18 protein-coding genes are annotated in these 23,376 nt (G+C 67.5%); 14 read left to right on the plus strand and 4 right to left on the minus strand.

Annotation, left to right across the window (positions count from 1 at the left end; genetic code table 11):
- On the minus strand, positions 1-1,012 hold a 1,012-nt coding region (locus QQK25_RS16005; protein ID WP_284188827.1), incomplete at its 3' end, for a phosphomethylpyrimidine synthase ThiC.
- Positions 1,013-1,355: 343 nt separating this feature from the next.
- On the opposite strand from QQK25_RS16005, the gene QQK25_RS16010 reads away from it, so the two are divergent.
- From QQK25_RS16010 to QQK25_RS16020, 3 genes are all read left to right on the plus strand, one after another.
- Positions 1,356-2,492: a porin gene (locus tag QQK25_RS16010; protein WP_284188828.1), complete on the plus strand. Its 1,137-nt coding sequence runs from the start codon at positions 1,356-1,358 to the stop codon at positions 2,490-2,492.
- A gap of 97 nt (positions 2,493-2,589) precedes the next feature.
- On the plus strand, positions 2,590-4,254 hold the full coding sequence (locus QQK25_RS16015; RefSeq protein ID WP_284188829.1) for a pyrroloquinoline quinone-dependent dehydrogenase: 1,665 nt from the start codon (positions 2,590-2,592) through the stop codon (positions 4,252-4,254).
- A gap of 105 nt (positions 4,255-4,359) precedes the next feature.
- The gene (locus QQK25_RS16020; RefSeq protein ID WP_284188830.1) at positions 4,360-5,037 is read left to right on the plus strand and encodes a c-type cytochrome; all 678 of its coding nucleotides are present in this window, start codon (positions 4,360-4,362) and stop codon (positions 5,035-5,037) included.
- A 66-nt stretch (positions 5,038-5,103) separates the two neighbouring features.
- On the opposite strand, the gene QQK25_RS16025 is transcribed toward QQK25_RS16020, so the two are convergent.
- Positions 5,104-7,116, minus strand: a complete 2,013-nt coding sequence (locus QQK25_RS16025) for a sigma-54-dependent Fis family transcriptional regulator (RefSeq protein ID WP_284188831.1) — start codon at positions 7,114-7,116, stop codon at positions 5,104-5,106.
- Between the two features lie 374 nt (positions 7,117-7,490).
- On the opposite strand from QQK25_RS16025, the gene QQK25_RS16030 reads away from it, so the two are divergent.
- The 7 genes from QQK25_RS16030 to QQK25_RS16060 all read left to right on the plus strand — a co-directional run bounded on the left by QQK25_RS16030 (position 7,491) and on the right by QQK25_RS16060 (position 13,812).
- Positions 7,491-8,549 carry an NAD(+)/NADH kinase gene (locus QQK25_RS16030; RefSeq protein ID WP_284188850.1) on the plus strand — a complete coding sequence of 353 codons (1,059 nt, stop codon included), beginning with the start codon at positions 7,491-7,493 and terminating at the stop codon, positions 8,547-8,549.
- 67 nt (positions 8,550-8,616) lie between these two features.
- A complete protein-coding gene (locus QQK25_RS16035; protein WP_284188832.1) occupies positions 8,617-9,591 on the plus strand; it encodes a thiamine pyrophosphate-dependent dehydrogenase E1 component subunit alpha in 975 nt (324 codons plus the stop codon).
- Between the two features lie 38 nt (positions 9,592-9,629).
- The gene (locus QQK25_RS16040) at positions 9,630-10,640 is read left to right on the plus strand and encodes an alpha-ketoacid dehydrogenase subunit beta (RefSeq protein ID WP_284188833.1); all 1,011 of its coding nucleotides are present in this window, start codon (positions 9,630-9,632) and stop codon (positions 10,638-10,640) included.
- Complete coding sequence (locus QQK25_RS16045; protein ID WP_284188834.1) at positions 10,640-11,752, plus strand: acetoin dehydrogenase dihydrolipoyllysine-residue acetyltransferase subunit; 1,113 nt, start codon at positions 10,640-10,642, stop codon at positions 11,750-11,752. Before QQK25_RS16040 ends, QQK25_RS16045 begins: the two co-directional genes overlap by 1 nt.
- A gap of 52 nt (positions 11,753-11,804) precedes the next feature.
- Positions 11,805-12,758 carry a lipoyl synthase gene (gene lipA / locus QQK25_RS16050; RefSeq protein ID WP_284188835.1) on the plus strand — a complete coding sequence of 318 codons (954 nt, stop codon included), beginning with the start codon at positions 11,805-11,807 and terminating at the stop codon, positions 12,756-12,758.
- On the plus strand, positions 12,755-12,961 hold the full coding sequence (thiS, locus tag QQK25_RS16055) for a sulfur carrier protein ThiS (RefSeq protein ID WP_153160408.1): 207 nt from the start codon (positions 12,755-12,757) through the stop codon (positions 12,959-12,961). The genes lipA and thiS overlap by 4 nt, the downstream gene beginning before the upstream one ends.
- 2 nt (positions 12,962-12,963) lie before the next feature.
- Complete coding sequence (locus tag QQK25_RS16060; protein ID WP_438696475.1) at positions 12,964-13,812, plus strand: thiazole synthase; 849 nt, start codon at positions 12,964-12,966, stop codon at positions 13,810-13,812.
- A gap of 106 nt (positions 13,813-13,918) precedes the next feature.
- Here the strand turns inward: QQK25_RS16060 and QQK25_RS16065 are convergent, their stop codons facing one another.
- Positions 13,919-15,226: a homoserine dehydrogenase gene (locus QQK25_RS16065; RefSeq protein ID WP_153160409.1), complete on the minus strand. Its 1,308-nt coding sequence runs from the start codon at positions 15,224-15,226 to the stop codon at positions 13,919-13,921.
- A 72-nt stretch (positions 15,227-15,298) separates the two neighbouring features.
- Positions 15,299-16,594, minus strand: coding sequence for a pyridoxal phosphate-dependent aminotransferase (locus QQK25_RS16070; RefSeq protein WP_438696476.1), 1,296 nt, complete (start codon positions 16,592-16,594; stop codon positions 15,299-15,301).
- A gap of 108 nt (positions 16,595-16,702) precedes the next feature.
- On the opposite strand from QQK25_RS16070, the gene QQK25_RS16075 reads away from it, so the two are divergent.
- The 4 genes from QQK25_RS16075 (at position 16,703) to QQK25_RS16090 (ending at position 23,375) form a co-directional block, all read left to right on the plus strand.
- Positions 16,703-17,080: an Mth938-like domain-containing protein gene (locus QQK25_RS16075; protein WP_284188837.1), complete on the plus strand. Its 378-nt coding sequence runs from the start codon at positions 16,703-16,705 to the stop codon at positions 17,078-17,080.
- Between the two features lie 85 nt (positions 17,081-17,165).
- Positions 17,166-17,621, plus strand: a complete 456-nt coding sequence (locus tag QQK25_RS16080; protein ID WP_284188838.1) for a peroxiredoxin — start codon at positions 17,166-17,168, stop codon at positions 17,619-17,621.
- Between the two features lie 43 nt (positions 17,622-17,664).
- Positions 17,665-19,083 (plus strand): PhoH family protein, encoded by a 1,419-nt coding sequence (locus QQK25_RS16085; RefSeq protein ID WP_284188839.1) that lies wholly within the window; start codon positions 17,665-17,667, stop codon positions 19,081-19,083.
- Positions 19,084-19,223: 140 nt separating this feature from the next.
- A complete protein-coding gene (locus QQK25_RS16090; protein ID WP_284188840.1) occupies positions 19,224-23,375 on the plus strand; it encodes a PAS domain S-box protein in 4,152 nt (1,383 codons plus the stop codon).
- Position 23,376: the final 1 nt, after the last annotated feature.

Genomic DNA, 23,376 nt, shown 5'->3' on the forward strand with positions numbered 1-23,376 from the left:
CGTGGATGGTGAAGTAGTCGACGCCCTGCTCAGCCTGCTCGATGAGCGTGTCGCGGAAGATCTCCCAGGTGAGCTCCTCGGCCTTGCCGTTCACCTTTTCCAGCGCCTGGTAGATGGGCACGGTGCCGATGGGCACGGGCGAATTCCGGATGATCCACTCGCGGGTTTCGTGGATGTTCTTGCCGGTGGACAGATCCATCACCGTGTCGCCGCCCCAGCGGGTGGCCCAGGTCATCTTGTCGACTTCTTCGTTGATGGAGGAGCCGAGCGCCGAGTTGCCGATGTTGGCGTTGATCTTCACCAGGAAGTTGCGGCCGATGATCATCGGCTCGGATTCCGGGTGGTTGATGTTGTTGGGGATGATGGCGCGGCCGCGGGCCACTTCGCTGCGCACGAACTCGGGGGTGATCTCGGCGGGGATGGCCGCGCCGAAGTCCTGGCCCTTGTGCTGGCGGGACAGCAGCTTGACCATCTTCTCGCCCATCGGGCCGGTGTTGCGCAGGTTCTCGAGGTAGGCGGCGCGGTTGAGGTTCTCGCGGATCGCCACGTATTCCATCTCGGGGGTGATGATGCCCTGACGGGCGTAGTGCATCTGCGAGACGTTCTTGCCCGGCAGCGCGCGACGGGGCTTGCGGTGCAGGCCGGGGAAACGGAGTTCATCCAGGGCCGGGTCGGCGGCGCGGGCGCGGCCGTATTCGCTGGTCAGATCAGGCAGCACTTCGGTGTCGCCGCGCTCTTCGATCCAGCGCTGGCGCAGCGCCGGCAGGCCGGAGCGGATGTCGATCTTCGCGCTGGGGTCGGTGTAGGGGCCGGAGCAGTCGTAGACGTAGATCGGCGGGTTCTTCTCGCCACCGAAGCCGGTCGGGGTGTCGGCCTGGCTGACTTCGCGCATCGGCACGCGGATGTCCGGGCGCGAGCCTTCGACGTGGATCTTGCGGGAGTTGGGCAGCGGGGCAACGGCAGCCTCGTCCACGTGGGCGGACGCGGCGAGGAATTTATCGTGGGCGTTCATGAAGGTCTCCGTGGGTGTTAAGCGGTCGGGAAAGCTAACCGCCGGCCTTGTGGGGGCCAGGACGACCAGCAAATATCAGACCACGCCAATCCACCGCCCAAAACCGCAATTGGCTGGAGCATCTGTCTCATTTGCCGAACAGGCGTCTCCATTTGACGAAGAGAATTGAGACAGGTGTCTCCTTATTCGCCCGTGAATTGACCTCAATTCACCATCCGGCGCGAATTTCATTTGCTGGCAAAGAAATTGCAATGAGTCTCCCGTGCCCGGCCCGCCCAGGGAAAAAGGCATCCGTTGCTTCGGCGAGGTATTCCGGAGCCACCAATTAAAAGAGGAGACAACCATGAAACCGATTTCTTCCACCCGCCGTGGTCGAATCGACGGCCGACTTGCTGCCGCCGTCGTTCTGCCCGTTCTTGCATTTCCGGCGTTTGCCGAAACCAATGTCGAGATCTACGGGATCATCGACGCCGGCCTGCTTTACCAGAGCCGCACCGACCCGGACGGCAAGAGCAAGACGTCCATGGAAACCAGCGGCCTGCGCCAGTCGATCCTGGGCTTCAAGGGCGACCGCGACCTGGGGCGCGGCCTCGAAGGCTTCTTCAATCTGGAGATCCACTACGACACCAACAACGGCCGCTTTCACGGCACGGGCGACGCGGAAGGCACCGGCACCCCGTTCTTCCGACGTCAGGCCAACCTCGGCCTGAAGGGCGACTGGGGCAGCGTGACGCTGGGCCGCCAATATGGCCCGGCGCTGCTCGCCCATATCGGCACCGAGCCGCGCGCCTTCAAGGAGCAATTCTCCAACCTTTATGCCTGGGCCTATAACCAATACCAGGCCACCGCCGGCGCGCCGGGCACCGACCGCAATACCAATAACGACGTCGGGATCTTCTTCAGCAACGCGATCCAGTACCGCAATACCGTCGGCCCCTTCAGCTTCGGCGTCCTGTGGTCGGCCGGCGGGCAGTCGGGCAGCACCCAGAAGAACAGCGCCTGGGCGCTGGGCGGCACCTATACCGGCCCGGTGATCCTGTCGGCCTCGTATCAGGTCATCAAGGACGAGCAGACCGCCAACGACAACGTGCGCCACGGCGGCCTGGGCATCGCGGTGCCCTTTGGCGATTTCACCTTCAAGGCCAATTACCTCAACGCCCGCAACAACCACTCGAACGGCCTCAACGTGTCGAACGTGAACGCAATCGGCGTGGGCGTCGACTGGAAATGGCGCCCGGACAACACCGCGACGCTCGCCTACTACGACAACAAGGACCGCCTCAATTCCGGCGACCACACCCGCAACATCGTGATCTCCAACGACTTCGCGCTGCGCAAGGACACCACGCTCTACGTCCAGACCGCCTTCGTCGACGCGGATTCGGCGGCAACGATCAAGACCAGCATCGTCGCGGCGGGCATTCCCAGCGTGGGGCACCGTTCGACGCTGCTGAACGCCGGCATCAACTTCACCTTCTGACACCGCTTGCGACCTGGAGACCGGGGGTGGGCGTCTCCCTCCCTCTCCGCCCCGCCCCCGGTCGACCAGTCTGCCCCCTTGCCTGAGGACTCTCACCATGAAACGTGCCCTGACCCCGATCGTCGCCGCCGTCTCCCTTCTTGCCGCCGGCGCCAGCGCGGCTGCCGATGCGCGCCCCGGCTACGCCGACCCCGACAACTGGCCGCAGTACCACCGCAGCTCCAACGCCTGGCGCTTCAGCCCGCTCACCCAGATCAACAAGCAGAACGTGAAGAAGCTGAAGGTCGCCTGGGTGCACCAGCCGGGCAACATCGCCCACGGCCTGCAGGCCACACCCATCGTGCTGGACGGCGTGCTGTATTACATCTCGGCCGACAACAACGTGTGGGCCGTGGATGCCGCCACCGGCAAGACGATCTGGCACTACACCACCAAGCTCAACCCGATCGCCAAGCAGGCCTTCTACGCCTCGGCCAGCCGCGGCGTGACGGTCGGCCGCGGCAAGGTCTTCGTCGGCACCCTCGACGGGCGCTTCCTGGCCCTCGACCAGAAGACCGGCAAGGAGCTGTGGTCCACCCAGCTCACCGATCCCAAGACCCAGTACGGCGCGCTGTTCTCGTCCCCGCCCCAACTGGCCGGCGACGTGCTCTTCGGCGGCACCACCGGCGGCGACCAGCCCATCGCCGGCAAGATCTACGCAGTGAATGCCGACACCGGCAAACCGGCCTGGAACTTCGACATCATCAAGAACGACCCCGCCAGCTGGCCCGGCGACAGCGGCAAGGTGGGCGGCGGCTCGGCGTGGATGCCCGGCACCTACGACGAAGTCTCAGACACCATCTACATCGGCACCTCCAACGCCGCGCCGGATTACTACACCCCGGGCCGCGAGGGCGACAACAAGTACACCTCGACCCTGCTCGCCATCGACCCCAAGACCGGCCAGCTCAAGTGGCACCGCCAGGAAATCCCCCACGACAGCTGGGATTTCGACGCCGCCTACGAGGCGCTGGTGGTCAAGAAGGGCGGCAAGGACGTGATCGTCCACCTCAACAAGAGCGGCTTCGTGTTCGTGATGGACAAGCAGGACGGCAGCCTGGAAAACGTCTGGCAGTTTGCCGAGAACATGAACTGGGCCAAGGGCATCGACCCGAAGACCGGCGCCCTCATCGAGCCGCGCCGCCCCCAGCCGGGCAAGCGTGAGCTGCTGTGCCCCAACCTGCTGGGCGCCCGCAGCTGGAACCACGGCGCCTACAACCCGGGCACCGGGCTCTGGTACACCCACGCGATGGAGGTGTGCAACGAGGTCGTCGCCGGCAAGGACGACCCGGCCAACCTCACCGCCATCTCGGCCCTGTCGCTGGGCATCGACGAGATCAAGCTGGTGCCGCCGCCCTCCGGCAAGAAGCCCGACGGCCGGCTGGATGCCCGTGACCCGCTCACCGGCAAGATCAAGTGGAGCATCCGCTACCCGCTGCCCCCGCTCGCGAGCGTGCTCACCACCGGCGGCGGGCTGGTGTTCACCGGCGACATGGAAGGCCACCTGTTTGCCTACGACGCCGACAACGGCAAGGAGTTGTGGCGCTTCAACGCCGGCTCCGGCGTGCGTGGCGGCCCGGTGAGCTACTCCGTCAAGGGCAAGCAGTACATCGTGATCCCCACCGGCCTCGGCTCCCACGCCCCGGGCTTCCTGGCCGGCGCCTTCCCGCAGATCAAGGATCTGCCCGGCGGCGCGGCCCTGATGGCCTTCACCCTCGAGTAAGCGGCTCCGCAGCACGGTCACGCCGGACGCGGCTGCCGTGCTGTTCCGGGGTGCGGCGTCGAGACCTCCCCTCGCCGCACCCCATTTTTTTGGATGAGCACAACAATGAAAACTTCGATCCGTTTCCGCCCGACGCTGCTGCGCGGGCTTGCCCTCCTGTCGATCGCCACCGCCGCCGTCGCAGTCGCGCCGCCCGCCGACGACGCCAAGGCCCGCGTGGCCGCCGGCAAGAATCGTTTCGACGCCCTGTGCGTGAGCTGCCACGGCGCAGCCGGCACCGGCGTCGCCCCCGGCAGCAGCGCCGCCAGCTATGGGCCGCGCCTCGCCGGACGTACCGATCTCGACCCCACGCTGATCCACGAACGCATCGTGCGCGGCAAGCATGGCGACAAGGCCATGCCGCCCTGGGGCACGGTGCTCGACGAGGAGGCCATCGAGCAGCTGACCGCCTACGTCAAGCTGATCGCCGCGACCCAGCCGAAGGCCGCCACCCACCTGACGCTGGCGCCCTTCGATCTGGACGACCCGACCCGCGTGGAGGCCGGTCGCCGTCGCTTTGCCAAGACCTGCGCCGGCTACTGCCACGGCCACGAGGGCACCGGCGGACGGGCGCCGGACTTCAAGGGCCGCGGCGACGACTTGCCGCCCGAGTTGGCCTTCGAGACCATCAGCAAGGGCCGCCAGGGCGCCGAGGTGATGCCGCCCTGGGGCGCCGCCTTCTCGCCGGACCAGATCTGGGAGCTGGTGGCTTACCTCAAGCACCTGGGGCGCCAGCAGCCGTAACGCCCGCAGCGTCAGCCACAAGGAAAAGGGGCCGCGAGGCCCCTTTTTAGTTAGCGCAGGAAGGCGTCACCAGGCCTGACGATTGGGCGCCACGATCTGCAGCTTGGCCAGCTTGCGGTAGAAGGTGGCCCGGGACAGCCCCAGCTCCCTGGCCGACACCGTCACCTGCCACTGGTTACGGCGCAGGGTTTCGAGCATGCGTTCGCGCAGCGCCAGATCCTTGGGCTTGAGGGCGGGCGCCGGGGCTTCCGTCTGCACAACCAGCGGCGGCAGCGCCGGCTGGGCCGCCGCCCGCATCAGCGTCGACGGCGCGGTGGTGAAGAGATCCGGCGGGAACGACTGGGGCATCAGCAGCGGCCCGTCGCTGATCGCACAGGCGTAACGCATCGCGTGGCGCAGCTGGCGGATGTTGCCCGGCCACGGGTGGCGCATCAGGGCGTCGCGGGTTTCGTCCGCCAGCCGCAGCTCGCGGCTCATGGCCTGGGCTTCCTCGTGCAGCACCCGGTCGATCACCGTGCCGATGTCCTCCCGCTCCCGAAGCGGCGGCAGCAGGAACACGGCGCCGTTGAGCCGGTAGTACAGATCCTCCCGGAAGCGCCCTTCGGCCACCAGCCGCGGCAGATCCTGGTGGGTCGCGCAGACGATGTGCAGGCGCACCGGGATCGGCTGCTCGGCGCCAAGCGGCAGCACCTCGCCCTCGGCCAGCACCCGCAGCAGGCGGCTCTGCAGCACCAGCGGCATGTCGCCGATCTCGTCGAGGAACAGCGTGCCGCCGTCCGACTGGATGATCTTGCCTCGCGCGCCCTTGCTGCGGGCACCGGTGAAGGCGCCGTCCCGGTAGCCGAAGAGCTCGCTCTCGATCAGGCTTTCCGGGATCGCCGCGCAGTTGAGGGCCACGAAGGGCTGCTTGTGACGGTCGCTGGCGTCGTGGATGGCCTTGGCGAAGGCCTCCTTGCCGGTGCCCGTCTCGCCCAGCAGCATCACCGGGATGTCGCGGTTGACCACCTTGAGGGCGCGCTGCACGTTGTTGCGCACCCGCGGGTCGTCGGTGGCGAGATGGCCAAAGCCCCGGGCCTCGGCGACGCTGACGGCCTCGCCGCCGGATGCCACCGGATGCGCCGGCGCAGAGCGGGGCCGGGCGTCGGGGGCGCGGAGCAGCCCGAAAATGCGCGCGCCACTGCCCTGGATGCGCAGCGGAATCGCCTGCCCCGGGCGGGCGTGGGACGCAGAGAGCAGATCCGCCGCCGAACACTCGAAGAGATCGCCGATATGTTCCGGCGCCGGCCCGCGGCGCTGCAGCAGCTCCTGCCGGGCGCGCCGGTTGCCGCCCACGATGCGGCCGCCGTCGTCAAAGGCGACCAGGTAATCGGTATGCACGTGCATCAGCTCGGGGCTGCGGCCCAGCTGGAGGATCCAGTAGCTGCGCAGGCTGTGGAAGGCGAAGGCGTCCTCGATCAGGCGCGCCTTTTCCACCACCATCTGAAAGACCAGCACCTGGCTCTCGCGGTGCTCGGGCGAATTGAGGGCCGAGGCATCGAGCACCGCCAGTGGTTCGTCGTCGATGCCGAAGATCGGTGCCGAGCTGCAGGTGAAGGCGATGTTGTGGGAGCGGAAGTGCTCGTCCCGATGCACGAGGATCGGCTGGCGATCGACAAGGCTGGTGCCGACGCCGCAGGTGCCCTCTTCCATCTCGGACCAGCGGGTGCCGTCGCGAAAGCCTTCGGCGCGGAATTCGCGCTCCAGCTCGGGCACCGTACGCAGATCGACGGTGACGCCGGCTGCGTCGGTGAGCAGCACGCAGTATTTGGCCGGCCGCAGCGAATCGTAAAGGCGGTCGACGCCTTCCCGCGCGATGCGCATGAAGGTATCGAGCCGCTCCCGGTGTTCGCGCAGCTCACGGGCCGTGACCACCTGCGGCAGGCTGGCCTGCCCCGGGTCGACACGATAGTTGCTGAGGGAGCGCTCCCACGAACGCGCCAGCCGGTCTTGCACCGGCCGCGGGCTCGCAATGCCGCCCCGCTCCACCACATTGACCACCCGCGCCACATGGCGGGCGATCTCTCCATGACCCCGAATCATTGTTTTTCCCCTTTGTTTATTAATAGGTAGGGATTTTTATGTATTGCTTCCTTTGGTAGCGCGAAGCGTATTCCGTTACGTCAATTAAATCAATGCCGCGACACCACCGAGAAAATGAGACAGGTGTCTCATTTTCCTGATTATTTTCGGTCGCCTGTATCAACTTATGGCTCACGTCATTTTATTGCACCGCCGCAATAGCCAACCGCAAGACGCCAATCACACTGATTGCCCTGGCCATTTCATTTAACGCACCGCAATATAAAAAATACGGGCAATTGCTGGCACGCGAACTGCTAAATGGATTGGACCTGAATCCAAATAGCGGAGCCATCGTGAGACAAATATCGGAAGCCCCTCCCGTGATTGGCATCGTGGCCAATCCTGCGTCCGGGCACGATATCCGGCGATTGACCAGCGGCGCCTCGGTTTATTCCGCCGCCGACAAGGTCAATTGTGTCGAACGGTTGCTTGGTGCCCTCGGCGCGACCGGGGTGACCCGCGTACTGATGATGCCCGACCGGGCCGGCATCGCCGTCCGTCTCCGCAAGGCCGTCGAGCTCAATCGCCGTCGGGGCAACACGCCCTGGCCCCAGGTGGATTTCATCGACATGCCGGTGCTGGAAGACGCCCGCGACACCGTCCGGGCCGTGCAGGCGATGCACGCAGCCGGCGTTGCGCTGATCGTCGTGCTTGGCGGCGACGGCACCCACCGGGCCGTGGCCCTGGCGTCGGGCGACATTCCGCTGGCGACGCTCTCCACCGGCACCAACAACGCCTTTCCGGCCCTGGGCGAGGCGACCGTCGTGGGGCTCGCAGCGGGGCTGGCCGTCACCGGGCGCGTGAAGCCCGCCTGCATCCACAACAAATGCCTGCGCGTCACGCATCCGAGCGGCGAATCCATGGCCCTGGTGGATGTGGGCGTGATGCCGGCCGAGCACATCGGCGCCCGGGCGGTATATGCCGCCGATGCCGTCGAGGCTGTGTTTGCGGCATTCGCCGAGCCCGACGCGATCGGACTTTCCGCCATCGCCGCCGCCTGCGGCCCGATCGCCCGCACCGCGCCTTTCGGACGCTGGGTGCGCCAGGGCGCCGGCACGGCCCGCCTCGCGGCGATTTCGCCCGGGCTGGTGCAGGTGGTGGAAGTGGCGGCCAGCGGCCTGATGCAGCCCGGCATCGCCTTCGAGCTCGGCACCCAACCCGCCATCCTGGCCTTCGACGGCGAACCCGAGATCGTGCTCGACGGCCGCGGCCCGGCGAGCGTGCGGATGTTCCTCGATGGCCCGATCACCCTTGATGTGGCGGCCACGCTGGCCGCCGCCCATGCGGCGGACGCCCTCGTGGTGTCCGCCTCCCTCGAACCCGCCCTGCGCGACGGCCCGCCCGCCGCGACAAGGCAAACGGGTGCCGATCCCCTGATCGCCCCGGCCTGAATCCAGGCGGCGGACAGCCCACGACCGCCGCCGGGTGCCCTCAAAAATCCAACGACTGGAGACAACCGTGACCAAGAAACTCGACCGCGACGACCTGCTCAAGGCCTATCGCACCATGCGCACCATCCGTGAGTTCGAAGAGCGCCTGCACACCGATTTCGCCACCGGCGAGATCCCGGGCTTCGTGCATCTGTACGCTGGCGAGGAGGCGTCGGCCACCGGCGTGTGCATGAACCTCACCGCCGAAGACCACATCGCCAGTACCCACCGGGGCCACGGCCACTGCATCGCCAAGGGCGTCGACCCGGTGGGGATGATGGCCGAGATCTGGGGCCGCACCACCGGCACCTGCAAGGGCAAGGGCGGCTCGATGCACATCGCCGACCTGTCGGTGGGCATGCTCGGCGCCAACGGCATCGTCGGCGGCGGCGGCCCGCTGGTTTGCGGCACCGCGCTCGCCGCCAAGCTGCGCGGCCAGCCCTACGTGAGCGTGTGCTTCTTCGGCGACGGCGCCTCCAACCAGGGCACGATCTTCGAGGCCATGAACCTCGCCTCGGTGTGGAACCTGCCGGTGATCTTCCTGGCCGAGAACAACGGCTACGCCGAAGCCACCTCGTCCAAGTTCTCGGTGGCCTGCGAAAACATCGCCGACCGCGCCTCGGCCTTCGGCATGCCCGGCGTGACCGTGGATGGCTTCGACTTCTTCGCGGTGTACGAAGCCGCCGGCGAAGCCATCGAGCGCGCCCGGAATGGCGGCGGCCCGTCCCTGGTGGAGGTGAAGCTGTCCCGCTACTACGGCCACTTCGAGGGCGACCAGCAGACCTACCGCGCCCCGGGCGAAGTGCAGGCCCTGCGCGAAACCAAGGACTGCCTGATGCAGTTCGCCCGCCGCGTCACCCAGAGCGGCGCCCTCACCCAGGCCGAGCTCGATGCCATCGACGCCGAAGTGAAGGCCCTCATCGACGGCTCGGTCGTCAAGGCCAAGTCCGATCCCAAGCCGAGCGAAGCCGACCTGCTCACCGACGTATACGTGAGCTACTGAGCCGCCACCCAACGGAATTCAAAGGAGACAAACCCATCATGGCAAGAAAAATCACCTACCAGCAGGCCATCAACGAGGCCCTCGACCAGGAAATGTCCCGTGACCAGAACGTGATCGTCATGGGCGAGGACGTGGCGGGCGGCGAAGGCTCGCCCGGCGAGCAGGACGCCTGGGGAGGCGTGCTGGGCGTCACCCGCGGCCTCTACCACAAGCACCCGGGCCGCGTGATCGACACCCCGATCTCGGAATCCGGCTACGTGGGCGCGGCGGTGGGCGCGGCCTGCTGCGGCATGCGCCCGGTAGCCGAGCTGATGTTCGTGGATTTCCTCGGCGTGTGCTTCGACCAGATCTTCAACCAGGCCGCCAAGTTCCGCTACATGTTCGGCGGCAAGGCCGAGACGCCGGTGGTCATCCGCGCCATGTACGGCGCCGGCTTCCGCGCCGCGGCCCAGCACTCCCAGTGCCTCTACAACATCTTCACCCACATCCCGGGCCTGAAGGTAGTGGTGCCGTCCAATCCCTACGACGCCAAGGGCCTGCTGATCCAGTCGATCCGCGACAACGACCCGGTGATCTTCCTGGAGCACAAGGCGCTCTACACGATGGAAGGCGAGGTGCCGGAAGAGCTCTACACCGTGCCCTTCGGCGAAGCCGCCGTGGTGCGCGAAGGCAACGACGTGACCATCGTCGCCATCGGCCGCATGGTGCAGAAGGCCCAGGAAGCCGCCGCCGAGCTGCAGAAGGCCGGCGTGCAGTGCGAGATCATCGACCCGCGCACCACCTCGCCCCTCGACACCGACACCATCCTCGAAAGCGTCGAAAAGACCGGCCGCCTGATCGTGGTGGATGAATCCCACCCCCGCTGCTCGATGGCCTCCGACATCGCCGGCGTGGTTGCCGAAAACGCCTTCGCCAGCCTCAAGGCACCGATCCGCCAGATCACCGGCCCGCACTCCCCCGTCCCCTTCAGCGATTCGCTCGAAGAGCTCTACATCCCCAGCGCCGCCAAGATCGTCGCCGCCGCCAAGTCCCTCAAGGAGTACCGCTGATGTCCGCCATTCATCCCGTCACCATGCCCAAGTGGGGCCTTTCCATGCAGGAGGGGAAGGTCAACGGCTGGCTCAAGCAGGTGGGTGATGCCATCGAGAAGGGCCAGGAGATCGTCGAGGTGGAAAGCGAGAAGATCGCCGGCGCCGTCGAGGCGGCCGAAAGCGGCGTACTGCGCCGCACCCTGGCCAACGAGGAAGACGTGCTGCCGGTGGGCGGCCTGCTGGGCGTGATCGCCGATGCCGACGTCTCCGACGCCGACATCGACGCCTACGTGACCGACTACCAGTCCAACTTCAAGCCCGCCGACGGCGACGCCGAGGACCAGGGCCCCACGCCCCAGAAGATCGACGTGAATGGCCACCGCCTGCGCTACCTCAAGCGCGGCGAAGGCGGCGAGCCGATGCTGCTGATCCACGGCTTCGGCGGCGACCTCAACAACTGGCTGTTCAACCACGAGGCGCTGGCCGCCGACCGGGAGGTGTACGCCCTCGACCTGCCCGGCCACGGCGAATCCACCAAGGACGTGGGCGAAGGCACGCTGGAGAGCCTCGCCGACACCGTGGCCGCCTTCCTGGATGCGGTCGGCGTCGACGCCGCCCATCTGGTCGGCCACTCCATGGGCGGCGCGGTGTCGCTGATGGTCGCCCGGCGCCATCCGGCGCGGGTGCGCTCCCTGTCGCTGGTGTGCTCGGCAGGCCTCGGCAGCGAGATCAACAGCGGCTACATCGACGGCTTCGTCGCCGCCGGCAGCCGCAACGCGCTCAAGCCGGTGCTGGCCGATCTCTTCGCCGACAGTGGCCTCGTCACCCGCCAGCTGGTGGACGACCTGCTCAAGTACAAGCGCCTCGAAGGCGTGGGCACAGCGCTCACCACGCTATCCGGCAAGCTCTTCGCCGGCGGCCAGCAGGCCGTGGTGCTGGCCGACGCGCTGCCCGAGATCGCCAAGCCGGTGCTGCTGGTGTGGGGCGAGGAAGACCGCATCATCCCGGTCGCCCACGCCCACGCGCTGTCCGGCCGCTACCCGGTGGAAGTGCTGCCCAACCGCGGCCACATGGTGCAGATGGAGGCCGCCAACGAGGTGAACCGGGCCATCGCCCGCTTCGTCGGCTGATCGCCCCAACCCGCGCGGGGCTTCACGGCCCCGCGCCCAGCGGAGATTCCCCATGCCCCACGTCATCGACACGCCTGCCGGCCTGCGCGGCGCCGACAAGCTCGCCCGCATCCCGGTGAAGGTGGACAGCGCCCGTGCATCCCCGCCCAAGCCGCCCTGGCTGCGCGCCCGCGACCCGGGCACCGCGGTGGTCAGCGCCCTGCGCGAACGCCTGCGCAGCCACACCCTGCACACGGTGTGCGAAGAGGCTGACTGCCCCAACATCGGCGAGTGCTTCACCCGCGGTACGGCCACCTTCATGATCATGGGTGACATCTGCACCCGCCGCTGCCCGTTCTGCGACGTGGGCCACGGCCGCCCCGCCGCGCTCGACGCCGACGAGCCCCGCCGCCTCGCCGACGCCGTGCGCGAGATGCGCCTGCGCTACGTGGTCATCACCTCGGTGGACCGCGACGACCTGCGCGACGGCGGCGGCGCCCACTTCGCGGCCTGCATCGACGCGGTGCGCAGCGCCATGCCGGGCATCCGCGTCGAGGTGCTGACGCCAGACTTCCGCGGCCGCGAGGCCCTCGCCCTCGACCACCTGGCCGCCACGCCGCCGGACGTCTTCAACCACAACATCGAGACCGTCGAGCGCCTGTACCGCGCCGTGCGCCCCGGCGCCGACTACCAGGGCTCGCTGAATCTCATCGCCCGGGTGAAGCGCCAGCTGCCCAACGTACCCACCAAGTCCGGCCTGATGCTGGGCCTTGGCGAAACCGACGAGGAAGTGCTCGCCACCCTGCGCGACCTGCGCGCCCACGGCTGCGACATCCTCACCCTCGGCCAGTACCTGCGGCCCTCGTCGGCCCACCTGCCGGTGGATCGCTACGTGACGCCCGAGGCCTTTGACGAATGGCGCCGAGTCGCCCTTGGGATGGGCTTTGTCGAAGTCGCCGCCGGCCCGCTGGTGCGCTCGTCCTATCGCGCCGACGAGCTCGCGCCCGTAACGCAGGAGGCGCGATGAACACGGTCATCTGCGTAAATGGGCGAGCGGCCGACGTGCCATCCGGCTGGAAAGTGACCGATCTGGTGGATTCGCTCGGCTACACCGGCAAGCGGATCGCCGTGGAAGTGAACGGGCAGATCGTCCCCAAAGGGCGCTACGCCGAGACCGGGCTCTCAGGCCAGGACCGGGTCGAAATCGTCGTGGCCGTGGGAGGAGGCTAGTCATGGGCAACATGGAACCAAACTTCAGCACCACCGCCGGGCCGCTGGATACGCCCTTCGTGCTGGGCGGCCAGGTGTTCGGCTCGCGTCTGCTGGTGGGCACCGGCAAGTACCGGGATTTCGCCCAGACCCGCGACGCCATCGACGCCAGCGGCGCCGAGATCGTCACCGTGGCGATCCGCCGGGTGAACATCGGCCAGGACCCATCCGCGCCGAGCCTGCTCGACGCGCTCGACCCCAAGCGCCACACCCTGCTCCCCAACAGCGCCGGCTGCTACACCGCCGAGGACGCCGTGCGTACCCTGCGCCTCGCCCGCGAGCTGCTCGACGGCCACGATCTCGTCAAGCTGGAAGTGCTCGGCAGCCCCGAGACGCTCTTCCCCAACATGCCCGAAACCCTGCGGGCCGCCGAAACCCTGGTGCGCGACGGCTTCCGGGTGATGGTGTATTGCTCGGATGATCCGGTGCAGGCACGGATGCTCGAAGCCATCGGCTGCGTGGCGATCATGCCCCTGGCGAGCCTCATCGGCTCCGGCATGGGCATCCTCAACCCGTGGAACCTGCGCATCATCATCGACGAAGCCCGCGTGCCGGTGATCGTGGATGCGGGCGTTGGCACCGCGTCGGACGCCACCATCGCGATGGAACTGGGCTGCGACGGCGTGCTGATGAACACCGCCATCGCCGCCGCCGGCGACCCGGTGCGCATGGCGCTGGCGATGCGCCAGGGCGTGAGCGCCGGCCGCCACGCCTTTCTTGCCGGCCGCATGCCCCGCCGCGAATACCAGGGCAGCCCGAGCTCGCCGGTGGAAGGCGTGATCGGCCAGCGCCCGGGAAGGCGAGTGGCCTGACAGACCGAAACTGTAAACGCGACTTCGGGCGTAATGCCGTTCAGCGCTACATGAACGGCATTACGCCCGAAGGCGTCTTCTTGCTGGAACCGGGAATCCGGACAGATTACAGGTTCTCGAGGCGCAGGCGGGTCACCTTGCCGGTCACCGAATCCAGGCCCTCGATCTTGGCGATCGCCGCGACCATGTTCTTCTCGATGGTCAGGTGGGTCAGGATGATGATGTCGGTCTGGGATTCGCCCTCTTCCGGCTCACGCTGCAGCATGGCGTCGATGGAGATCGACTGGTCGGCCAGGATGCGGGTGATGTCGGCCAGCACGCCCGGCTTGTCGAGCACGCGCAGGCGCAGGTAGTAGCTGGTCTCGACTTCGTCGATCGGCAGCACCGGCAGCTCGGTGATCTGGTCCGGCTGGAAGGCCAGATGCGGCACGCGGTGCTCGGGGTCGGCGGTGTGCAGGCGGGTGACGTCCACCAGATCGGCGATCACGGCGGAGGCGGTCGGCTCGGCGCCGGCACCCTTGCCGTAGTACAGCGTGGCGCCGACGGCGTCGCCCTGCACCAGCACGGCGTTCATCGCGCCTTCCACGTTGGCGATCAGGCGCTTTTCGGGGATCAGCGTGGGGTGCACGCGCAGCTCGATGCCGGAATCACGACGGCGGGCGATGCCCAACAGCTTGATGCGGTAGCCCAGTTGCTCGGCGTACTTGATGTCCACTCCGTCGAGCTTGCTGATGCCTTCCACGTAGGCCTTGTCGAACTGCACCGGCACGCCGAAGGCGATCGACGCCATCAGGGTGGCCTTGTGGGCAGCATCGACGCCTTCGATGTCGAAGGTCGGGTCGGCTTCGGCGTAACCCAGGCGCTGGGCTTCGGCGAGGACTTCGGCGAAGGACAGGCCCTTGTCGCGCATTTCGGACAGGATGAAGTTGGTGGTGCCGTTGATGATGCCGGCCAGCCACTGGATGCGGTTGGCGGAGAGGCCTTCACGCAGCGCCTTGATGATGGGGATGCCGCCGGCCACAGCGGCCTCGAAGGCCACCATCACGCCCTTCTTCTGGGCGGCGGCGAAAATCTCGTTGCCATGCACGGCCAGCAGCGCCTTGTTGGCGGTGACCACGTGCTTGCCGTTCTCGATGGCCTTGAGCACGAGTTCCTTGGCGATACCGTAGCCGCCGATGAGCTCGACGACGATGTCGATCTCGGGATCGGTGACGACCGAGAAGGCGTCGTCGGTCAGCTTGACACCGTCACCGGCAACCTTCTTCGCCAGCTCCAGGTTCTTGTCGGCCACGGTGGTGATGCGGATCGGCCGGCCGGCGCGGCGGGTGATTTCTTCTTCGTTGCGCTTGAGGACGGTGAAGGTGCCACCGCCGACGGTGCCGATGCCCAGGAGGCCAACATTGATGGGTTTCATGGTTCTGGTGGAGTGAAGAGTTAGGGTGAAGGATGAAAAAACGGCCGGCGCAGACTGCAGCCGGCCGGGATGTCAGGTGCCGTGCCGCTTGCGGTAGCTCGCCAGGAAGCGGGCGATACGGCCGATGGCGTCACGCAGGTCGTCCTCGTGGGGAAGGAAGACCAGCCGGAAGTGGTCGGGGCTCGGCCAGTTGAAGCCGGTGCCCTGCACCAGCAGCACGCGCTCGGCCTCGAGCAGCTCGGCGATGAACTGCTGGTCGTCCTCGATGGGGTACATCTTGGGGTCGAGCTTCGGGAACATGTACAGCGTGGCCTTGGGCTTGACGCAGGTGACGCCGGGGATCGCGGTGATCAGCTCGTGGGCGAGATCGCGCTGGCGACGCATGCGGCCGCCGGGCGCGACGAGGTCGTCGATGCTCTGGTAGCCGCCGAGGGCCGTCTGGATCGCGTACTGGCCGGGCACGTTGGCGCACAGGCGCATCGAGGCCAGCATGTTGAGGCCTTCGATGTAGTCGGCCGCCGGGCGCTTGTCGCCGGAGACCACCATCCAGCCGGCGCGGTAGCCGCAGGAACGGTAGTTCTTGGACAGGCCGTTGAAGGTGACGGTGAGGACATCTTCGGACAGCGAGCCGATGGAGGTGTGCGTGATGCCCTCGTACAGCACCTTGTCGTAGACCTCGTCGGCGTAGATGATCAGGCCGTGCTCGCGGGCGATCGACACGATGGCCTTGAGCGTTTCGTCGGGGTAGACGGCACCGGTCGGGTTGTTCGGGTTGATGATGACGATGGCGCGGGTGCGCGGGGTGATCTTGGCCCGGATGTCGTCCAGATCAGGCTGCCAGTCGTTGGCCTCGTCGCAGATGTAATGGCGCGGCGTGCCACCGGAGAGGCTCACCGCGGCGGTCCACAGCGGGTAATCCGGCGCCGGCACCAGCACTTCGTCGCCGGTGTTGAGCAGCGCGTTCATGGCCATCACGATGAGTTCGGACACGCCGTTGCCCACGTAGATGTCTTCCAGCGTCACACCCTTGATGTGCTTCTGCTGGGTGTAATGCATGATCGCCTTGCGGGCCGCGAAGATCCCCTTCGAATCCGAGTAGCCGGCCGCGTTGGGCAGGTTGCGGATCATGTCGAGCTGGATTTCTTCCGGCGAATCGAAGCCGAAGGCGGCCAGATTGCCGATGTTCAGCTTGATGATCTTGTGACCCTCGTCCTCCATCTTCTTCGCCTTCTGCAGCACGGGGCCGCGGATGTCGTAGCAGACGTTGGCGAGTTTGTCGGACTTGCGGATTGGTTGCACGGCGGTTTCCGTTTCCTGGAGAGTGGGCGCGGGCTCGGTGGCGACACGCAATTTGGCTTGGCGACTCATTGTTCCACGCGTGGTCGGCACATGAGTGCGGAACGACGCAAAGCTATAATGTTACCCAAGCCACCCTGACCGGGCAAATCAGCCCCCGTCCCTGGACCCATAAAAACCATGAAACTCCACCTCGACAAGAGCGACCAGTACTACACCATCGCCCGTTACGACGCGCGCCACGTGATGATCGGGCCCGAGCGCCACGAATCGAACCTCATCGTCATGCCCGAACGCCTCGACACCGGCTGGCACCCCGGCAGCTTCGAAACCCTCGACGAAGCCGCCTTTGCCCACCTGGCCGGGCTGGGCTGCGAGATCGTGATCCTCGGCACCGGCATGCGCCAGCGCTTCCCGGCCCCCAAGCTGATGAAGGCCCTCATCGACGCCCGCATCGGGCTGGAGGTGATGGACCTGGGCTCCGCCTGCCGGACCTACAACATCCTGGTGGCCGAGCACCGCAACGTGGCCGCGGCGCTGCTCTTCGACCCGGCCTGACGGGCAATCTTCACGCCGGGCCGATTGTCAGCCCGGCGCTTTTCGGATTAGGCTGGCGGCGCACCCAACCGAATCCGGAGACATCATGCTCGACCAGGCAGCGCCCGACTTCAGCCTTCCCGCCACCGGCAACCCCGACTTCAGCCTGTCGTCCCTCAAGGGCAGCAAAGTGGTGCTCTACTTCTACCCGAAGGACAGCACCCCCGGCTGCACCACCGAAAGCCAGAACTTTCGCGACCTGCACGACGAATTCGTCGCCGCCAATACGGTCGTGCTGGGCATCTCCCGCGACAGCATCAAATCCCACGACAACTTCCGCGCCAAGCAGGCGCTGCCCTTCGCCCTGGTCTCCGACCCGGACGAGACCGCCTGCACGCTCTTTGGCGTGATGAAGATGAAGAACATGTACGGCAAGCAGGTGCGCGGCATCGAGCGCAGCACCTTCGTGATCGACGCCGATGGCGTGCTGCGGCGCGAATGGCGCGGCGTGAAGGTGCCCGGCCACGCCCAGGAAGTGCTGGACTACATCAAGACCCTGTAAGCTCCCCCGCCCCCGACAGACAGCCCCGGAAGACGAGACCACCATGGCCACCCGACGCCCCGCGAAGTCCAAAGCCCCCGCCACCAAGCTGTTCGTCCTCGACACCAACGTGCTGATGCACGACCCCACCAGCCTCTACCGCTTCGAAGAGCACGACATCTTCGTGCCGATGATGACGCTGGAGGAGCTCGACTCCAACAAGAAGGGCATGTCGGAAGTCGCCCGCAACGCCCGCCAGGCCAGCCGATCCCTCGACGAGATCGTCGGCACCTGCCCGGACGGCATCGAGTCCGGGATCAGCCTCGTCGGGCCGTCGTCCGAGCTGGCCAGCGGCCGGCTGTTCCTCCAGACCGAGGCCATCGACATCAAGCTGCCCGCCGCGTTGCCCACCGCCAAAGGCGACAACCAGATCCTCGCGGTGGTGATGTACCTCTACGAGAAGTTCGACCGGAAGCGCCCGGTGATCCTGGTGTCGAAGGACATCAACATGCGCATCAAGGCCCGCGCCCTGGGCCTGGCCGCGCAGGATTACTTCAACGACAAGGTCCTCGAAGACACCGACCTGCTGTACACCGGCACCAAGGAGATCGATGCCGCCTTCTGGGAAACCAACGGCAAGGACATCGAATCCTGGAAGCAGGACAGCCACACCTACTACAAGCTCAAGGGCCCCGACACCGCCGACCTGCTCATCAACGAGTTCGTCTACCAGGAGGGCGAGCAGCCCCTGCAGGCGTGGGTCAAGGAGAAAGCCGGGCGGGCCGTCACCCTCGAGACGCTGGTGGATTATTCCCACCAGAAGAACAACGTGTGGGGCATCACGGCGCGCAACCGAGAGCAGAACTTCGCCCTCAACCTGCTGATGAACCCGGAGATCGACTTCGTCACCCTCCTCGGCCAGGCCGGCACCGGCAAGACGCTGCTCACGCTGGCTGCCAGCCTCACCCAGGTGCTCGAGACCAAGCGCTACTCCGAGATCATCATGACCCGCGTCACCGTGCCGGTGGGCGAGGACATCGGCTTCCTGCCGGGCACCGAGGAAGAAAAGATGGCCCCGTGGATGGGCGCGCTCGAAGACAACCTCGACGTGCTCAACGGCACCACCGGCGAGGGCGGCGAATGGGGCCGCGCCGCCACGCGGGACCTGATCCGCAGCCGCATCAAGATCAAGTCCCTCAACTTCATGCGCGGGCGCACCTTCATCAACAAGTTCCTCATCATCGACGAAGCCCAGAACCTCACCCCCAAGCAGATGAAGACGCTCATCACCCGCGCCGGCCCCGGCACCAAGGTGGTGTGCCTGGGCAACATCGCGCAGATCGACACGCCCTACCTCACCGAGGGCTCGTCCGGCCTCACCTACGTGGTGGATCGCTTCAAGGGCTGGCCGCACTCGGGCCACATCACCCTGCAGCGGGGCGAGCGCTCCCGGCTGGCCGACCACGCCGCCGAGGTGCTGTGACACAGCCCGGCGGAGCGTCAAGCTTTCGCCACGGCAGCCGATAATCGCCCCAGGGCGTCCGACGGGGTTCGATCCCCTCGGACGCAATTTTGAGCAGGTTCGGCGATCCACCGGCACGCCCGGCTGGAGGAGAGGGTGCGGTGGGAGATTTCCGTCAGATCGAGAAGCGCGCCCTGCGGCTGGCGTACTGGGGCCAGCTCGCCGCCCTGCTGACCACCGCCCTTGTCCTCGCCTACCTCTCCTGGTCCAGCTACCACGACGCGTTCACCAAGGCCGAAGCCACCGCCAGCGGCATCGCCCGGGTCAACGCCTTCGCCCTCGACACCACCCTCAACACGGCCGACATGCTACTGGCCGAGACGGCCACCGTCGTCGCGCCCCACATGGCCGACCGCGCCGCCCTCGACGCTGCCTGGCGCGAAGAATCCCGCCGCCTGCGCCTCTACCTCTCGCGCATCCCCCAGCTCAACAGCGTGCGCGTCTTCAACGCGGCGGGCGAGCAGATCCTCACCACCGACAGCGCCGCCGCCGGCCGGCCGGTCAACGTGGCCGACCGCGCCCATTTCCAGGCTGCCCGCGACAACCCGGCGAGCGGGCTGGTCATCTCGGACGTGGTCGTCTCGCGCACCACCAACCGCAACGCCATCGTGCTGCTGCGGGGCATCCGCGACGCCCAGGGGCGCTTCCTCGGCGTGGTCAGCACGCCCCTCGATCTCGCCTACTTCGAGCGCCTGCTGGCCGACGCCCAGCTCGGCCCCGAAGGCGCAGCCGCCATCCGGCGCGTGGATTCCAGCAAGATCGTCACCCGCCACCCCTACAGCCCCGGCATCATCAACAAGATCGACCCCGACCACCCGGCCCACCGGCAGATCGCAGCCGGCGCCGTCTCGGGCTCGGTGCAGAGCACCGGCCAGTACGACGGCGTGCAGCGCATCTTGAGCTTCCAGCGCCTGGAGCACTTTCCACTCTACGTGGTCGTCGGCATCTCCCGGGCCAGCGTGCTGGAAGCCTGGCAATGGCGCGCCCTTGCTGCGGCAGTGCTGGTCGCCCTCGCCCTGCTGTCGGTCAGCCTGTTCTACCGCCGGCTGGCGAGCACCAACCGGCTGCTGGGTGGCGTGCTCGACGCCGCCTCGGAGGTGGCGATCATCGCCACCGACCACCGGGGCCTGATCACCCTGTTCAACCAGGGCGCAGAGAACCTCCTCGGCTACCCGGCCCATGAAGTCGTCGGCAAGTGCCGCCTCGACGAGCTCCAGTCCGACCCGCCCCCCGCCGACCCCGACACCTCGCCGACGGAAGCCCCCCTGGCCCGCCAGGCCCGCGGCGGACGCACCGAACGATCCTACCGCCGCAAGAACGGCAGCCCGATCCAGGTTTCCCAGGTCGTCACCCCCCTCGCCAGCGGCCGCAACGGCGCGTCCGGCTACCTCTGCGTGGCCCACGACGTGGCCGAAAGCCGGCGGGCCACGGGCCTGCAGGCGGCCCAGAACCATGTCCTCGAGATGATCGCCAGCAGCGCCCCGCTGCCCCGCGTGCTCGACGAACTGGTGCGCGGCGTCGAAGCCCAGGCCGGCGGCCTGCGCTGCACTGTCCTGCTCTTCGACGCCAGCACCGGCACCCTGCGCCACGGCGCCGCCCCCAGCCTGCCCGACACCTTCAACCGTGCCGTGGATGGCCTGCCCATCGGCCTCAACCGGAACGCCGGCACCAGCGCCAGCTTCCTCCACGACGCCGTGCTCCTCGACGACATCCGCACCGATGCGCGCTGGTCGGCGCTCCACGCGGCCGCCCTCGACGCCGGGCTGCAGGCCATCTGGTCCACCCCGATCCTCGACGCCGGCGGGCGCCTGCTGGGCACCTTCGCCGTCCTCAACACCGAAGCCGGCATCGACGTCGCTGCGGCCGAAAAGATCGTGGACGTGGCCACCCACACCGCCGCCATCGGCATCGCCAGCGCCCTCTCGGCAGCCGCCCAGGAAGCCGGCGAGAAGCGCATGCGGCTGGCGCTCCACGCCGCCAACATGGGCGCCTACGAATACGTGCCGTCCACCGACCGCGTGCATCGCAGCGGCGACGTCCCCCGCGCCTGGGGCCTCGACACCGAAGGCACGGGCCAGCACTACCTCGCCCTGGTCCACCCCGAAGATCAGGAGGGCATCGCCAACGCCCTCGCCGGCCTCACCCCCGACACCCCCGACTACGCCGTCGAATACCGCCTGCGCAAGCGTGACGGCAGCTACATCTGGGTGGCCGACTGGGCCAGCGCGGTGTTCGATGACGACGGCCGGATCGACAGGGTCTTCGGCGTGTGCCGCGACGTCACCGGCCGCCGGGCGCTGGAAGACGAGCTCCAGCAGCACCAGCAGCACCTCGAAAGGCTGGTTGCCGAACGCGCCGCGCAGCTCTCCAGCTCCGAAGCCAACCTGCGGCTGATCCTCGAATCCACCGCCGACGGCGTGTATGGCGTCGACAACCACGGTCGCGTCACCTTCATCAACCCGTCGGCCTGCCGGATGCTCGGGCTCGACCAGGAAGCCGTCATCGGCACCCACATCCACGCGCTGATCCACCACAGCCACCCGGACGGCAGCCCCTACCCCACCTGCAACTGCCCCACCAACCAGACCCTCCAGCACGGCGAGGGGATGACCATCACCGACGAGGTTTACTGGCACGCCGACGGCCACCCTGTGCCGGTGATCTACTCCACCCACCCGATGGTCCGCGACGGCCGCATCGTCGGCGCGGTGGTCAGCTTCATGGACGCGACCGAACGGCGCGCCCTCGAAGAGGAACGCGAGCAGGCCCGCCTCGCCGCCGAGCGGCTGGCCCGGGTGAAGAGCGAGTTCCTCGCCAACATGAGCCACGAGATCCGCACCCCGCTCAACGGCATCCTCGGCTTCGCCCACATCGGCTACCGCGACAGCACCGACCCCCGGCAACGCAGCGCCTTCGCCCACATCCTCGATTCGGGCAAGCTGCTGCTGGGCGTGGTCAATGACATCCTCGACTTCTCGAAGATCGAGGCCGGCAAGCTCCACATCGAAGCCGTGCCCGTTGACCTGCCGGCCCTGCTCGAGACCATCACCACCGCCTTCGACGAACGGGCCGAAAGCCGCGGCCTTGCCCTGCGCCTCGTGCGGGCGCCCGACCTGCCCGAAAGCTGCCTTGCCGATCCCCTGCGCCTGGGCCAGATCCTCACCAACCTGCTCTCCAACGGCCTCAAGTTCACCGAGAAGGGTGAGGTGTCGCTCAGCGCCGCCCTTGATGGCGACAGCCTGGTGTTCCGCATCGCCGACACCGGCATCGGCATCGCCGAGGCCCAGCTCGCCCAGCTCTTCAACGCCTTCGAGCAGGCCGACAGCTCCACCACCCGACGCTTTGGCGGCACCGGGCTGGGGCTGGCGATCACCAAGCGCATCGTCGATCTCCTGGGCGGCACCATCAGCGCCACCAGCACCGAAGGCCACGGGAGCGTGTTCGAGGTCCGCGTGCCCTACATCCCCGCCCCGCGCCCGGCCCTGCCCGCGCCGCCCGCCGCCGACAACGCTCCGCAGCCCGAGCGCCTCGCCGGCATCCGCGTGCTCGCCGCCGAGGACAACGAGGTCAACCAGATGGTGCTCGAGGACATGCTGCTCTCCGAAGGCGCCGTCCTGACCATGGTGGAAAACGGCCGCCAGGCGGTGGACGCCGTTGCCCGCCACGGCGCCAATGCCTTCCAGGTGGTGCTGATGGACATCCAGATGCCCGAGATGGACGGCTACGAAGCGACCCGCCGGATCGCCGAGCTGGCGCCGGGCCTGCCGGTGATCGGCCAGACCGCCCACGCCCTGGCCGAGGAGCGCGCCAGATGCCTCGAGGCCGGCATGGTCGCCCACATCGCCAAACCCCTCGATCTGGACATCCTCGTGGAGACCCTCCTCCGCCACGTCGGCAAGCCGCCGGCCCAGGCGCACGATCCGATGATCGACCGCACCGCCCTTGCCGCCCGTTATCCGGGGCGGCCCGAGTTCGTCGAACGCCTGCTGGGGATTTTTGCCGGCACCGCCGCCGAGCGGCAGGCCGGGCTGGACGAAGCCATCGCCGCCGGCGATCTGCGCCGGATCGTCGAGGTGGCCCACGCTCTCAAGAGCTCGGCCGCCAACATCATGGCCTCACGCCTCGCCGAGCTCGCCCGCCAGACCGAGCACGCTGCCCGCGATGGCCAGCCCGAAGCCCTGACCCTGGCTGCCGGCCTGAAGGCCGCCATCGCCGACACCGCCGCCGAGATCGAAAAACCGGAACACGCCTGAG

The sequence above is a fragment of the Zoogloea oryzae genome (genome assembly GCF_030161255.1).
Classification (GTDB): domain Bacteria; phylum Pseudomonadota; class Gammaproteobacteria; order Burkholderiales; family Rhodocyclaceae; genus Zoogloea; species Zoogloea oryzae.